We start from the raw sequence: 13,957 nt of genomic DNA, 5'->3' as shown, positions 1-13,957 counted from the left end.
CCAGGCCCGCTCGCGTTGACTTTTGCCGCTAAACCGGCGCTCCTAAGACTGCCCTGATTCTGGTAACCATAATTTTAATGAGGTTTTTTTTACCATGAATCAGACGCTCCTTTCTTCTTTTGGTACCGCTTTTGAACGTGTGGAACACGCTTTGGACGCTCTGCGCGAAGGCCGCGGCGTGATGGTGCTTGACGATGAAGACCGTGAAAACGAAGGCGATATGATCTTCGCCGCCGAAACCATGACCGTAGAGCAGATGGCGCTGACCATTCGTCACGGCAGCGGCATTGTGTGCCTGTGCCTGACCGAAGATCGCCGCAAACAGCTGGATCTGCCGATGATGGTGGAGAACAACACCAGCGCCTACGGCACCGGCTTTACCGTCACCATCGAAGCGGCGGAAGGCGTGACCACCGGCGTTTCCGCTGCTGACCGCGTGACCACCGTCCGCGCGGCGATTGCCGACGGAGCGAAACCTTCCGATCTCAACCGTCCTGGCCACGTTTTCCCGCTGCGGGCGCAGCCGGGCGGCGTACTGACCCGCGGCGGCCACACCGAAGCCACTATTGACCTCGTGACCCTCGCTGGCTTCAAACCGGCAGGCGTGCTGTGCGAGCTGACCAATGACGATGGCACCATGGCGCGCGCGCCGGAGTGCATCGCGTTCGCTCAGCAGCACAATATGGCGGTGGTCACGATTGAAGATCTGGTGGCCTATCGTCGCGAACATGAGCGTAAAGCCAGCTAATCAGCGGCTCACAACCCCAGTGAAAACAGCCCGCTTATTAGTGGGCTGTTTTGTTTCTGTGCCTTAACCGATGCCCATCGTCTGGAGCACCACCAGACTCAGCCCCATCACCGACATCCCGCACAGGACGCCATAGCTCGGGTTGCTTTGCGGATCGATCTCTTTCGCCAGCGGCATCAGTTCATCGACCGACAGCGCCACCATAATCCCGGCGACGGCGGCCATGATTGCGCCCATGACCATCGGCGAGACCAGGCTACCCAGAATCAGCCACGCCAGCACGCCGCCCAAAATCTCCGCCATGCCGGAAAGACCGGCCCAGAGCACCGCCTTACTGCGCGATCCGGTGGCGGCATATACCGGCCCGGCAACGGCCAATCCTTCAGGAATATTGTGCAGGGCGACGGCAAGCGCCACTCCCATGCCAAGCTCGAGGTTGTTGCTGGCCGTGACATAGGTGGCGATCCCTTCCGGAAAGTTATGCAGGCTGATACCCAACGTCAGCAGAATGGCGGTGCGGCGTAAATTGCGCGGGCGCGGCGCGGCAGGGGTCATCAAATCCTGCGGGTGGGCATGCGGCAGCAGGCGATCGAGACCAAAGTAGCCCAGCAGGCCGAAAACAAACATTCCGTAGCCGAGCAGCGGCGACATGTCCTCGGCGGCCAGCGCGGCAGGCAGCATTTCCATCAACGAAATCAACAGCATGATCCCGGCGGCAAAGCCGAGGGAGAAGCCCAGCAGGCGGTTAGAGGGTTTCTGGCCAATCACGCCGAAAATGGCGCCTATAAAGGTTGCGCTACCGGCTAACAGCGTCAATATTAAGGGTGATGACATCGCTTCTCTCCCTGCGAAAATAAGTGCATAGGAGTATATTGCCTGAGGATGCGCGTACGGGACAGCTCCCTTTACCGCGAATTACATTCAAATTTTCTGACGATCATCATCATGGTTATCTGAGTTTATCCTGGCGCAAAAGCGCGTAATGTGAGCACATCACATTGACACCCTAAGGATATCATCATGTCCCGTACCCGAATGCCCGCGTTGTTTCTCGGCCATGGCAGCCCAATGAACGTGCTGGAAGACAACCGCTATACCCGCGCCTGGGCTCACCTGGGCGAAACCCTGCCGCGTCCGAAAGCGATCGTGGTGGTCTCTGCGCACTGGTTCACGCGCGGTACGGGCGTGACGGCGATGGAGGCCCCGAAGACCATTCACGACTTCGGCGGTTTCCCGCAGGCGCTGTATGACACCCATTACCCGGCGCCGGGCTCCCCGGCGCTGGCGCAACGGCTGGTGGAGCTGCTCTCGCCGGTGCCGGTCACTCTCGATAAAGAAGCCTGGGGATTTGACCATGGCTCGTGGGGCGTGCTGATCAAGATGTATCCGCAGGCGGATATCCCGATGGTTCAGCTGAGCATCGACAGCACCAAACCGCCGGCCTGGCATCTCGAAATGGGGCGCAAGCTGGCCTCGCTGCGTGATGAAGGGATTATGCTGGTGGCCAGCGGCAACGTGGTGCACAACCTGCGTACCGCCCGCTGGCATGGCGAGAACACGCCGTATCCGTGGGCGGAGTCCTTCAACAACTACGTGAAGGCGAATCTGCAGTGGCAGGGCCCGGACGATCAGCACCCGCTGGTTAACTACCTGGCACACGAAGGGGGCTCGCTCTCCAACCCAACGGCGGAGCATTTCCTGCCGCTGTTATACGTGCTGGGGGCATGGGATGGCGTTGAGGCGATTTCGACCCCGGTCGATGGCATCGAGATGGGCTCGCTGAGTATGCTGTCGGTGGTGGTTGGCGCCTGATAAAAATTGTGCTCCGGCGGCGGTATCGTCGCCGGAGCGCGGCATTATTCGACGAAAATGTGCGGATAGAAACGCGACAGATCCTGGGTAATCAGCGCCCGGTCTTCACGAATGCCGATCCCGGCGGGCTGATCGTTGATGAGCCAACTGCCAATCAGCGTGTAGCTGTCACCAAACTTCGGCAGCGGGTAAAATTCCTGCACGATAGTGCCTTCTTCCCCATATGGACCTTCCACCGACTCCACCACCTTGCCCTGTTCAACGATCGACACGTTGGCGCCTTCGCGAGAGAAGATCGGCTTAATGACGTACTTCTCCATCTCCGGATGGGCATCTTCGCTGAAGTAAGCCGCCAGCAGATTTGGGTGATTGGGGAACATTTCCCACAGCATCGGCAGCAGCGCTTTGTTGGAGATGATGCTCTTCCACGCCGGCTCCAGCCAGCGAACGCCGGCGTCTTCCAGCTTGGTGGAGAACATCTCCCGCAGCATAAACTCCCACGGATAGAGCTTGAACAGGTTGCCAATCACCTGATCCTGGAGATCGGTAAACTGGCCTTTTTCACCCAGTCCAATATCTTCGATGTAGAGGAATTCCGTCGCCAGCCCCGCCTCGGCGGCGCAGTCCTGCAGATATTGCACGGTGCCGCGATCTTCAACGGTATCGCGGCAGCAGGCCATATGCAGCAGCTGGAAGCCAAACTGCTCGCGCAGCTCACCGAAGCGATCGATCAGCTTCTCCTGCAGGCTATTGAACTGGTCGCTGCCCGCCGGCAGCTTGCCGGCGTTGAGCTGGTCTTCCAGCCAGATCCACTGGAAGAAGGCCGCTTCATACAGCGAGGTCGGCGTGTCGGCATTGTTCTCCAGCAGCTTCGGCTCGCCGACGCCATCCCAGGCCAGGTCGAGACGTGAGTAGAGTGACGGCTGGTTGGTTTTCCACGACTGGCGCACAAAGCCCCAGGTGTGTTTAGGGATGCGGAATTTGGCCATCAGCTCATCGCTGGCGATCACTTTTTCCACCACCTGAAGACACATCTGATGCAGCTCGGCGGTGACCTCCTCCAGCTTTTCCACCTGGGCGAGGCTCAGCTTGTAATAAGCCTCTTCGCTCCAGTAGGGCTCGCCGTACATGGTGTGGAAGTTGAAGCCGTATTCGGTCGCTTTCTCGCGCCAGTCCGGGCGCTCGGTAATGCTGACTCTTTCCATGTTGCTTAGCCGCCCATTGAGCGAGAAGAAGAGGTTGAGCCTGCGGCGCTACGCTGCATAGTCGACTGCTTCGCCACCGACTCGCCGAAGCCCCCGCGGGTGACGGTCGTGGTGGTTGCCGGTTTCGGCGCCATCGCGGTTTTCGGCACGTTCATGGTGCGGCCCGGCTGGGCGGCGCCATAGCTCTTACCGCTGGCGTCAGTGTACTGACCGTAGGCCGGGCTGGCAGGGTTTTTGGAGCTGAACAGCGGCTGCTGTTGCGCCATGCCGCCGCCCATCAGGCGGCCCATCATGTAGCCGGCCATCAGCGGCATCCAGAAGCTGCCGCTGCTTTGCGCCTGGGCCTGGTTTTCCGGGGCGACGCCCGCCTGGGCAGGCGTTTGCTGGCACTGACCTTCGCCAAACTCGGCGACGCAGTCTTCGCGGGTGGCATATTTCGGCGCGGTGCGCTCTGCCTCTTTCACCGCGTTGGTGTAGGCCGTGGTGCATTCGGCTGCTTTGCCCGGGTTGGCGGCGGAGCAGTCATCGGCGTTCTGGTACAGCGAGACCGTTTCGTCGCTTTTTTCACAACCGGCAAGCATAAAGACCGCGGTGACGGCCAGGGCGACCGGCGTCAGGTGGCGTGCGCTCCAGCTTTTGCGGAACGACGAATGATTAATATTTTTTGTCCGTTTCATATTTGTCTTCCAGGACCCAGTGGTATGGCGTGTGTTAACGCTCAGGATAGAGGATGAGTGGTGGAAAATGAAGCGAAGAGGGGCGATAAGCGGGGGATCTTTACGTTGCCTTACGTTTAACGCATCGCCTGTCCGACGGACAGGCGATGCGCGTCACAGTATGAAAATTACTGACGGAACGGATTGCTGCCGCTGCTATGGGTCGTCGTCCGTGCGGACGCCGGCTTCATAGCCGCAGTCGTGTTGCCGTAACCATCGGCAGTGGCATCCTGCTGCGGATTCTCCGGCGCGACGCTGTCGGCAGAGGTCGAGATCGGTTTGCCCAAGGTGTTGTTCAGGGCGATCAGATCCTGCTCGTTCAGCGTACCTAACGCCGACTTGATGTTCAGCTCGTTGATCAGGTAGTTGTAGCGCGCATTAGAGAGCTGCTGTTTGGCGTTGTACAGCGTGGTGGTGGCGTCGAGGACGTCAACGATAGTACGGGTACCCACCGAATAGCCAGCTTCCATCGCATCCAGGGAGCTTTGCGCAGAGACCACCGCCTGTTTGTAGGCGTTGATGCTGCTGATAGAGGCATTCACGTTGTTAAACGAAGAACGCACGGTCTGGACCACGCTGCGGTGAGCGCTTTCCAGTTGCTCGCTGGCGCCGACGAAATTGTACTGCGCCTGTTTGACCTGCGAGTTAACCATCCCGCCCTGGTACAGCGGCAGGGAGAAGCTCAGGCCGATTTTATTCTGACCGATATCAGCATCTTGCGAGATGCTTTTTGAGCCGCTGTAGCGGTTGTTGGAAACGCCAGACGAGGCGTTTAAATCCAGGGTCGGCAAATGGCCGTCCTGCGCCTGGCGAATCTGCTCGCGGGCCAGGTCCTGATTCAGACGCGCCTGCAGCAGCGACAGGTTGCGGTTCTCCGCTTCCTTCAGCAGGGCGTTCACCGCCTGCGGTTTGCTGGTTTTGAAGCCGTCTACGTTCAGGGAGGCCAGCTCCGGGTAGTAGTTGCCGGTAACCTGGCGCAGCTCTTCCACGGCGTTGTCGAGATCGTTACGTGCGGTCACTTCGTTCGCCAGCACGGCGTCGTATTGTGAGCGGGCGTTCTGCACGTCGGTGATCGCCACCAGACCGACGTTAAAGCGCTGGGTGGTTTGATCCAACTGACGGTAAATAGCCTGTTTCTGCGCTTCGGTATAAGAGAGCGTATCGATGGCGGCCAGCACTTTGAAATAGGCCGTCGCGGTATTCAGAATCAGCGTTTGCTGATCGGTCTGATACGTGACATCCTGAATGCCTGCCGCTTTTTCCTGCAGCGTCAGGGCGCGCCATTTCGACATATCAAACAGAACCTGCGTTAACTGCAGCGAGCCGCTGGTGACGTTAGAATTCTGGTCTTTATAATCACGGAAGCCGCTGGTATAGGTATAATCCGCTCCCAGCCCGAGCTGAGGCAGTAATGGACTGCGCGCTTCGTTGATCTTTTCGAATGCGGCGTCACGATCGGCTGCCGATTTACGCAGATCGGGGTTGCTGATGCGCGCCTGCTGGTAAACCTGAAGCAGGTTTTCCGCCTGGCTCATGGCGCTGAACCCGGTCAGGCTCAGGCCGATAAGAATGGGGAGCAATTTCTTCATTTGCATTCCTTGTTGTGAAGCATTTAGCGCTGGTCTAATTCTAAGAAAAATTCCGCTGATTGTATCGATTCTGCCGCCGTAAAAAGTTGGCGTTACGTGCCATCCGGCGGTAATTTGCACCAATCTAACATACGGACCGTAAAACGGTAGCCAAACGGTCTGGAAATCCCTCATTTCGGATTAGCAGGACATAACAATGAGCAAACCCATCCACCAGGGAATTACCTTCTCCAAAAATGATGTAGAAATTATTGCACGCGAAACGCTGTATCGTGGTTTTTTTTCACTCGATTTATACCGTTTTCGCCACCGCCTGTTTAACGGCGGCATGAGCGGCGAAGTCACCCGTGAAATTTTTGAGCGCGGGCATGCCGCCGTCTTGCTACCCTTTGACCCGGTGCGGGACGAAGTGGTGCTGGTCGAACAAATCCGTATCGCCGCCTATGATACCAGCGAGAGCCCGTGGCTGCTGGAAATGGTCGCCGGCATGATCGAGGCGGGTGAGACGGTGGAAGATGTCGCCCGTCGGGAAGCGCTGGAAGAGGCCGGGCTTGAAGTTGGGCGGACGAAACCAATATTAAGCTATCTGGCCAGTCCTGGCGGCACCAGTGAACGGTTATCGATCCTGGTGGGCGAAGTTGATGCATCGACGGCAAAAGGCATTCACGGCCTGGCCGAGGAAAATGAGGATATTCGGGTGCATGTGGTAAGCCGGGAGCAGGCTTACCAGTGGGTAGAAGAGGGGAAAATCGACAACGCAGCCTCTGTCATCGCCTTGCAATGGCTGCAATTGCATTATCACAATTTACGAAACGAGTGGACAAAATGAAGCGTTATACACCTGACTTCCCTGAGATGATGCGCCTGTGCGAGACCAATTTCGCCCAGTTGCGCCGCCTGTTGCCGCGAACGGATGCAGCGGGTGAGAAGGTGAGCTATCAGGTGGGAAGCGCGCAATATCGGTTAACGATAACGGAATCAACCCGCTACACTACTCTGGTGGCGATAGAGCAGACTCTGCCAGCGGTGAGCTACTGGAGTCTGCCATCCATGACCGTTCGCCTCTACCATGACGCCATGGTGGCCGAAGTGTGTTCGAGTCAGCAGATCTTTCGCTTCAAAGCGCGATATGATTATCCTAATAAAAAGTTGCATCAACGCGACGAAAAGCATCAAATTAACCAGTTTCTGGCCGACTGGCTGCGTTACTGTTTAGCACATGGAGCGATGGCGATTCCGGTTTGTTAGCGTCGTTAAACCTAAGGACACCATTTGGAAAGCCTGTTAAACCTACCTCTGGCTGGTGAGGCCAGAGTCAGGATCTTACAAATTACTGATACTCACCTGTTTGCTGAAAAACATGAAACGTTGTTAGGCATCAATACCTGGGAAAGCTATCAGGCCGTACTGTCGGCCATTCATGCCTCACAGCGTCCATGCGATTTGATTGTCGCAACAGGCGATCTGGCGCAGGATCACTCCTCCGCGGCCTACCAGCATTTTGCTGAGGGCATCGCGAGTTTTGCTGCACCCTGCGTCTGGCTACCGGGCAACCATGATTTCCAGCCGGCGATGTACAGCACCCTGCAGGAGTCGGGTATTTCCCCCGCCAAGCGCGTGTTTCTCGGCGACCACTGGCAGATCCTGCTGCTGGACAGCCAGGTGTTTGGCGTTCCCCATGGCGAGCTGAGCGACTTCCAGCTGGAATGGCTCGAACATAAGCTGGCGGAGGCGCCGGAGCGTTATACCTTACTTCTGCTGCATCATCATCCGCTGCCGGCCGGCTGCAGCTGGCTGGATCAACACAGTCTGCGCAACGCCGGCGCGCTGGACAGCGCGCTGAGCGCCTGGCCGCGGGTGAAGCATCTGCTGTGCGGCCATATTCATCAGGAACTGGATCTCGACTGGAATGGCCGACGTATGATGGCGACGCCGTCGACCTGCGTTCAGTTCAAGCCGCACTGCGCCAATTTCACCCTCGATACGGTGTCGCCGGGCTGGCGCTGGCTGGAGCTTCACCCTGACGGAACGCTGACCACCGAAGTGTGCCGCCTGGAAGGCGCGGCGTTTCATCCGGATATTGCTTCAGAAGGCTACTGATGGCGACGCTTCTTTATCTGCACGGCTTTAACAGTTCCCCGCGCTCGGCGAAGGCGACGGCGTTAAAGACCTGGCTGGCGCAGCACTATCCTGAGATCGCCATGGTGGTGCCTGAGCTGCCGCCTTACCCGGCGGAAACGGCGGAGCTGCTGGAGTCCATCGTGCTGGAGCACGGCGGCGAGCCGCTGGGGGTCGTAGGGTCGTCGCTGGGCGGCTACTACGCCACCTGGCTGTCGCAATGCTTTATGCTGCCAGCGGTCGTGGTTAACCCGGCGGTGCGGCCGTTTGAGCTGCTGAACAATTTTCTCGGCCACAATGAGAATCCGTACACCGGGCAACAATATGTGCTAGAGTCTCGCCATATTTACGATCTCAAAGTCATGCAAATCGACCCGCTCGAAGCGCCGGATTTACTCTGGCTGCTGCAGCAGACCGGGGATGAAGTGCTTGATTACCGCCAGGCCGTTCATTACTACGCCTCCTGCCGGCAGACGGTGGAGGAGGGCGGTAATCACGCATTTGTCGGCTTTGACGATCATTTCACTCAGATTATCGAATTTCTCGGCCTGCGCTAAACGGCCCTGAACGACCTACGAATACACACCATGACGCAATCTTCATATAACGCTGATGCCATTGAGGTACTCACCGGGCTAGAGCCGGTGCGCCGCCGTCCGGGCATGTATACCGACACCACCCGTCCTAACCATCTTGGTCAGGAAGTGATTGATAACAGTGTGGACGAAGCGCTGGCAGGCCACGCCAAACGCGTGGAAGTGATCCTTCACGCCGACCAGTCCCTCGAGGTGATTGACGACGGGCGCGGGATGCCGGTCGACATTCATCCGGAAGAGGGGGTGCCGGCGGTTGAGCTGATCCTCTGCCGACTGCACGCGGGCGGTAAGTTTTCCAACAAAAACTACCAGTTTTCCGGCGGCCTGCACGGGGTGGGGATTTCGGTGGTCAACGCCCTGTCTAAACGCGTGGAGGTCAACGTGCGTCGCGACGGTCAGGTCTACAGCATCGCCTTTGAGAATGGTGAGAAAGTAGAAGACCTGCACGTCACCGGCACCTGCGGTAAACGCAACACCGGGACCAGCGTCCATTTCTGGCCTGACGAAAGCTTCTTCGATAGCCCGCGCTTCTCCGTTTCGCGTTTGACCCACTTGTTAAAAGCGAAAGCGGTGCTGTGCCCGGGCGTGGAAATTGTTTTCCGCGATCAGGTCAACAACAGCGAGCAGAGCTGGTGCTATGCCGATGGCCTTAACGACTACCTTAGCGAAGCGGTGAACGGCCTGCCGCTGCTGCCGGAAAAACCCTTCGTCGGCACCTTCTCCGGTGAGACGGAGGCGGTGGACTGGGCGCTGCTGTGGCTGCCGGAAGGCGGCGAGCTGCTGACCGAGAGTTATGTCAACCTGATCCCGACCATGCAGGGCGGGACGCACGTCAACGGCCTGCGCCAGGGGCTGCTGGACGCGATGCGTGAGTTCTGCGAGTACCGTAATATTCTGCCGCGCGGGGTGAAACTGTCGGCGGAAGATATCTGGGATCGCTGCGCCTACGTGCTGTCGGTGAAGATGCAGGATCCGCAGTTCGCCGGGCAAACCAAAGAGCGCCTGTCGTCGCGTCAGTGCGCGGCGTTCGTCTCCGGCGTGGTGAAAGACGCCTTCAGCCTGTGGCTGAACCAGAACGTGCAGGCTGCGGAGCTGCTGGCGGAGATGGCCATCTCCAGCGCCCAGCGTCGTCTGCGCGCCGCCAAGAAAGTGGTGCGCAAAAAGCTGACCAGCGGTCCGGCGCTGCCGGGTAAGCTGGCCGACTGCACCGCCCAGGATCTGAACCGTACCGAACTGTTCCTCGTCGAAGGGGACTCGGCGGGCGGGTCAGCCAAGCAGGCGCGCGATCGTGAATATCAGGCGATCATGCCGCTGAAAGGCAAGATCCTTAATACCTGGGAAGTCTCTTCCGATGAAGTGTTAGCTTCGCAAGAAGTGCACGACATTTCGGTGGCGATTGGTATTGACCCGGATAGCGATGATTTAAGCCAGCTGCGCTACGGCAAAATTTGTATTCTGGCGGATGCGGACTCCGATGGCCTGCACATTGCCACGCTGCTGTGCGCGCTGTTCGTGAGACACTTCCGTACTCTGGTGAAAGAGGGGCACGTCTACGTGGCGCTGCCGCCGCTGTACCGTATCGACCTCGGCAAAGAGGTTTACTACGCGCTAACGGAAGAAGAAAAAACCGGCGTGCTGGAGCAGCTGAAGCGCAAGAAAGGCAAGCCAAACGTCCAGCGCTTTAAAGGTCTCGGCGAGATGAACCCGATGCAGCTGCGGGAAACCACCCTAGACCCAAATACCCGCCGCCTGGTGCAGCTGGTGATCAGCGATGAGGATGAGCAGCAGACCACGGCGATGATGGATATGCTGTTGGCCAAGAAGCGTTCTGAAGACCGTCGCAACTGGCTGCAGGAGAAGGGCGATATGGCGGACCTGGAAGTGTAAGACCGCACGCTGCACCAGACGTAAAAGGGAGCCTCAGGCTCCCTTTTCTTATTCCGTTTCAGCGTCGGCGGGCTTAGGCGCCGGCCTGCAGGATACGGATGGTGGTCTCCAGCACATCGCCTTTGACCGCTTCCGACCAGGCTTTCATGTGCGGGGTCTGCAGGTGCGCTTCAAGATGCGCGACGCTTTCCCACTGTTCCACCATGACGATAGAGTCAGGAGCGGTGGTCTGGAAGCTGACGCCAGCGGCATGATCCACCATGGGCGCATAGCCGTGGCAGCCGGCTTCCTGCAAAACGGTCGGAATAATTTTCGCGAACTGATCGAGAACCGCCTGGCGGTGGTGCTGGCCCGGGCGGGTACGGATTTCTGCAATCACTGTTAACATGGTTAACTCAACTCCTTCTGTGTGGATCTTGTCATACTCCAGGTTCGAATAACTCGAAATATGTAGAGCATAGACCCCTAGTTAACCAAAAATTTCCGCCAGATGCTTGCGATATTCTGCGATATAGCGTGGGACATCAGGCATTTTAATCACGTCGTTGGCGATAAAGGTTGGCAGCGCCTCCATACCCAGGAACTGGTTGGCTTTATGGAACGGCAGGTAAACGCCGTCAACGCCGACGCCGTGGAAGAACTGTTCTTCGTCGGTGAAGGCTTCCATCGGCGCGTTCCAGGTCAGGGAGAGCATATATTTTTTCCCTTGCACCAGGCCGCCGGAGCCATATTTTTTGCTGGCGTCGGAGCGGGTACGGCCGTCGCTGGCGTACAGTGAGCCGTGGCCTTCGGTAAAGACGTCATCCATATATTTTTTCACCGTCCACGGGGCGCCCATCCACCAGCCCGGCATCTGCCAGATCACCACATCGGCCCAGAGGAAATTCTGCACTTCGGCTTTTACGTCGTACTCGCTGTCGGCGCGAACGCTTTTAACATCGTGTCCGGCGTCGCGCAGATAACTCTCCGCGACCTCGGTCAGGGTGTCGTTCAGCTGGCCATTCGAGTGCGCGAATTTTTTTGCGCCATTGATAATCAGGATGTTGCTCATCATTTGTCCTCAATCTTGAAAATTTGCCGACGATCTTACCCCGCGAAGCGGGGCAGTAAAATGAGCAAAATGTGCAAAGTCTTTTGCTAAATGAGCAATAATATCGCTACCAGCCAACGCGGGCTTCGAAGCCGCCGTCGCGGGCATTGGCAAACTCGACGCGCATGCCGTGCAGCGAGGCGATGCGCCGGACGATCGACAAGCCCAGGCCGCTGCCCGTAGGATCCTGACCCGGCGGGCGGTAGAAACGCTCGCCGATGCGCGCCAGCGCCTGCGGGCTGATGCCGGGGCCGTTATCGCGTACCCGAAACTCGCGGGCGTTGAGGGTGATATCGACCTGACTGCCGCGCGGGCTGTAGCGCACCGCGTTATCCAGCAGATTGCGCACCAGCAGGCTAAGGAGCAGCGGCTGGCCGGTGCGGGAGATGCCAGAGACATTAAGATGCAGGCGCAGCTCAATCCCGGCCTGCTGCGCCGGGTGGTACATCTCCATTACCGCCGACTGCAGCAGATCGTCGATGGCGACCGGCTGCGCGTCGTCCAGCTGGGCGAGCGAGTCCAGCCGCGACAGCGTCAGCAGCTGATCCACCAGACGGGTGGCGCGATCGATCCCCTGATGGAGCTGAGCCAGGGCTTTCTCACGCCCTTGTGGATCGTCCAGAGAGAGCTGGGCGACTTCAGTCTGCACCTTCAGCGCCGCCAGCGGGCTGCGCAGCTCGTGGGCGGCATCAGAGGTAAACCGACGCTCGCGCAGCATGACGTCGTGGGTGCGCTGGAACAGCTGATTCAGCGACTCGACCAGCGGGCGGACTTCAGGGGGGATCTTCTCCACGCTGAGCGATTCCGCCGAGTCCGGCGCGCGCAGGCGCAGCATGCGCGCCAGATGTTTCAACGGCGCCAGTTCGCGGCTTAACAGCACGATGAGCAGCACGAACATCAGCGGCAGGGCGATCATCCACGGCGTTAGCTGCGAGGTAACAATGTCCATCGCCATTTCGCGGCGATAATCCCACTCCTGGCCGACGGCGATACGGTGGCGGCCATCGGCGGTGGTTAACCACAGGAAGCGCCACTCGTCATCATCGCCGCGCAGGTAGCCATCGCTAAAGCCCTCACGCTGCGAGTGCCACTGTATATCCTCTCCGTTCTCGCCGTCGTTAAGCACCATTTTGCCGTCGCGGGTGAAGATGGCGAACGCCAGCGCATCGTCGTCGATATGCCCGTGGCGCACCTTTTTCTTTTCCCCGAGCGATACCGGCGGGGCGCGCAGTTCATCGAAATGCATGGCGCTCAGGCGGCGGGCGAACAGCAGCTGCTGGGTATCAAACAGCTTATCCAGCTTTTTACTGGTCTGCTGCCAGGCGATCACGCTGGCCACGCCCCAGGCGGCGGCGGTCAGCACGGCAAACAGCAGCGTCAGGCGCAGGCGCAGGCTCAGGCGGGCAAGTCGTTTCATGCGTCACCCAGGGTATAGCCGATGCCGTGGACGGTGCGGATAAATTCACTGCCGAGTTTGCGCCGCAGATGGTGGACGTGAACTTCCACGGCGTTGCTGGAGACCTCGTCGTCCCAGTTGTAGAGCTTTTCTTCAATAAGCTTACGCGGCAGCACGCGCCCGGCGTTACGCAGCAGCAGTTCCAGCAGGGCGAACTCCTTCGGCTTCAGCGTCAGGCTTTCGCCGTCGAGGCTGGCGGTTAAGCGGTTCGGGTCAAGGCGTACCTTGCCGTGGCGCAACTCGCTGCTGCTCTGGCCGTGGGCACGGCGGATCAATGCTTCGAGGCGGGCCGCTACCTCAATCAGGGCGAAAGGTTTGCACAGATAATCATCGGCGCCCAGGCGCAGCCCCTCCACCCGCTGGCTGAGCGCATCGCGGGCGGTGAGGATCAGCACCGGTTCATGGCGGCCTTTGTCGCGCCACTCGCGCAGAATATCGAGGCCATCAACGCCAGGAAGAGTGAGATCAAGAATTGCCGCGTCGTAGGGGGCGCTGTATAGGGCGTTTTTGCCCTCCAGCCCGGCGGTAAACCAGTCGATGCTGAAGCCCATTTTGCTCAGCCCGGCCTTGATGCCATCGCCGATTAACTTGTCATCTTCCACCAATAATATGCGCATGTTTCCCTCTGACGATCCTGATTCTTTGCGCAGTAAACCGCGTTGAAGCGGGTGATGTACAGCATTAAAATTTCTTTTTTCCGCTTAAGAAGTCGTTAAGTTTTGTCGGGCGTAATAGGAGCC

At 58.6% G+C, this 13,957-nt stretch carries 15 protein-coding genes; 7 read left to right on the top strand and 8 right to left on the bottom strand.

Annotated features, from left to right (window positions below; genetic code table 11):
* Positions 1 to 94 precede the first annotated feature (94 nt).
* Positions 95 to 748, top strand: coding sequence for a 3,4-dihydroxy-2-butanone-4-phosphate synthase (ribB, locus tag ACQUTP_RS20495; protein WP_017899745.1), 654 nt, complete (start codon positions 95 to 97; stop codon positions 746 to 748).
* Between the two features lie 63 nt (positions 749 to 811).
* Here the strand turns inward: ribB and zupT are convergent, their stop codons facing one another.
* Entirely contained in the window at positions 812 to 1,582 is a 771-nt protein-coding gene (gene zupT, locus ACQUTP_RS20490; protein ID WP_017899746.1) for a zinc transporter ZupT, read from the bottom strand.
* 186 nt (positions 1,583 to 1,768) lie between these two features.
* Here zupT and ygiD point away from each other — a divergent pair, with 186 nt between their 5' ends.
* Complete coding sequence (gene ygiD / locus ACQUTP_RS20485; protein ID WP_004205244.1) at positions 1,769 to 2,560, top strand: 4,5-DOPA dioxygenase extradiol; 792 nt, start codon at positions 1,769 to 1,771, stop codon at positions 2,558 to 2,560.
* A gap of 44 nt (positions 2,561 to 2,604) precedes the next feature.
* Here ygiD and ACQUTP_RS20480 read toward each other — a convergent pair whose 3' ends face one another.
* The 3 genes from ACQUTP_RS20480 to tolC all read right to left on the bottom strand — a co-directional run bounded on the left by ACQUTP_RS20480 (position 2,605) and on the right by tolC (position 6,070).
* Positions 2,605 to 3,765 carry a glutathionylspermidine synthase family protein gene (locus tag ACQUTP_RS20480; protein WP_017899748.1) on the bottom strand — a complete coding sequence of 387 codons (1,161 nt, stop codon included), beginning with the start codon at positions 3,763 to 3,765 and terminating at the stop codon, positions 2,605 to 2,607.
* Between the two features lie 5 nt (positions 3,766 to 3,770).
* Positions 3,771 to 4,442 carry a DUF1190 family protein gene (locus ACQUTP_RS20475; RefSeq protein ID WP_002916849.1) on the bottom strand — a complete coding sequence of 224 codons (672 nt, stop codon included), beginning with the start codon at positions 4,440 to 4,442 and terminating at the stop codon, positions 3,771 to 3,773.
* 167 nt (positions 4,443 to 4,609) lie between these two features.
* A complete protein-coding gene (tolC, locus tag ACQUTP_RS20470) occupies positions 4,610 to 6,070 on the bottom strand; it encodes an outer membrane channel protein TolC (RefSeq protein ID WP_004205242.1) in 1,461 nt (486 codons plus the stop codon).
* A gap of 196 nt (positions 6,071 to 6,266) precedes the next feature.
* On the opposite strand from tolC, the gene nudF reads away from it, so the two are divergent.
* The 5 genes from nudF to parE are packed head-to-tail and all read left to right on the top strand — an operon-like array spanning position 6,267 to position 10,671.
* Entirely contained in the window at positions 6,267 to 6,899 is a 633-nt protein-coding gene (gene nudF, locus ACQUTP_RS20465) for an ADP-ribose diphosphatase (protein WP_004205241.1), read from the top strand.
* Positions 6,896 to 7,318 carry a DUF1249 family protein gene (locus tag ACQUTP_RS20460; protein ID WP_004205239.1) on the top strand — a complete coding sequence of 141 codons (423 nt, stop codon included), beginning with the start codon at positions 6,896 to 6,898 and terminating at the stop codon, positions 7,316 to 7,318. Before nudF ends, ACQUTP_RS20460 begins: the two co-directional genes overlap by 4 nt.
* A gap of 24 nt (positions 7,319 to 7,342) precedes the next feature.
* Positions 7,343 to 8,170: a 3',5'-cyclic-AMP phosphodiesterase gene (cpdA, locus tag ACQUTP_RS20455; RefSeq protein WP_004205237.1), complete on the top strand. Its 828-nt coding sequence runs from the start codon at positions 7,343 to 7,345 to the stop codon at positions 8,168 to 8,170.
* Positions 8,170 to 8,745: an esterase YqiA gene (gene yqiA / locus ACQUTP_RS20450; RefSeq protein WP_004205236.1), complete on the top strand. Its 576-nt coding sequence runs from the start codon at positions 8,170 to 8,172 to the stop codon at positions 8,743 to 8,745. The genes cpdA and yqiA overlap by 1 nt, the downstream gene beginning before the upstream one ends.
* Before the next feature lie 30 nt (positions 8,746 to 8,775).
* Positions 8,776 to 10,671 (top strand): DNA topoisomerase IV subunit B, encoded by a 1,896-nt coding sequence (gene parE, locus ACQUTP_RS20445; protein WP_004205235.1) that lies wholly within the window; start codon positions 8,776 to 8,778, stop codon positions 10,669 to 10,671.
* 73 nt (positions 10,672 to 10,744) lie between these two features.
* Here parE and ACQUTP_RS20440 read toward each other — a convergent pair whose 3' ends face one another.
* The 4 genes from ACQUTP_RS20440 to qseB all read right to left on the bottom strand — a co-directional run bounded on the left by ACQUTP_RS20440 (position 10,745) and on the right by qseB (position 13,834).
* Positions 10,745 to 11,059, bottom strand: a complete 315-nt coding sequence (locus tag ACQUTP_RS20440) for a putative quinol monooxygenase (RefSeq protein WP_285755870.1) — start codon at positions 11,057 to 11,059, stop codon at positions 10,745 to 10,747.
* A gap of 81 nt (positions 11,060 to 11,140) precedes the next feature.
* The gene (locus ACQUTP_RS20435; RefSeq protein WP_023291028.1) at positions 11,141 to 11,722 is read right to left on the bottom strand and encodes an NAD(P)H-dependent oxidoreductase; all 582 of its coding nucleotides are present in this window, start codon (positions 11,720 to 11,722) and stop codon (positions 11,141 to 11,143) included.
* A gap of 106 nt (positions 11,723 to 11,828) precedes the next feature.
* Positions 11,829 to 13,178: a quorum sensing histidine kinase QseC gene (qseC, locus tag ACQUTP_RS20430; protein WP_285755871.1), complete on the bottom strand. Its 1,350-nt coding sequence runs from the start codon at positions 13,176 to 13,178 to the stop codon at positions 11,829 to 11,831.
* On the bottom strand, positions 13,175 to 13,834 hold the full coding sequence (qseB, locus tag ACQUTP_RS20425) for a quorum sensing response regulator transcription factor QseB (protein WP_023319162.1): 660 nt from the start codon (positions 13,832 to 13,834) through the stop codon (positions 13,175 to 13,177). The genes qseC and qseB overlap by 4 nt, the downstream gene beginning before the upstream one ends.
* Positions 13,835 to 13,957: the final 123 nt, after the last annotated feature.

The sequence above is a fragment of the Klebsiella sp. 2-CIP_Kleb. genome, from assembly GCF_050378715.1.
GTDB classification, from domain to species: Bacteria; Pseudomonadota; Gammaproteobacteria; order Enterobacterales; family Enterobacteriaceae; genus Klebsiella; species Klebsiella quasipneumoniae.
This window is presented reverse-complemented; position numbering and strand designations above follow the sequence as displayed.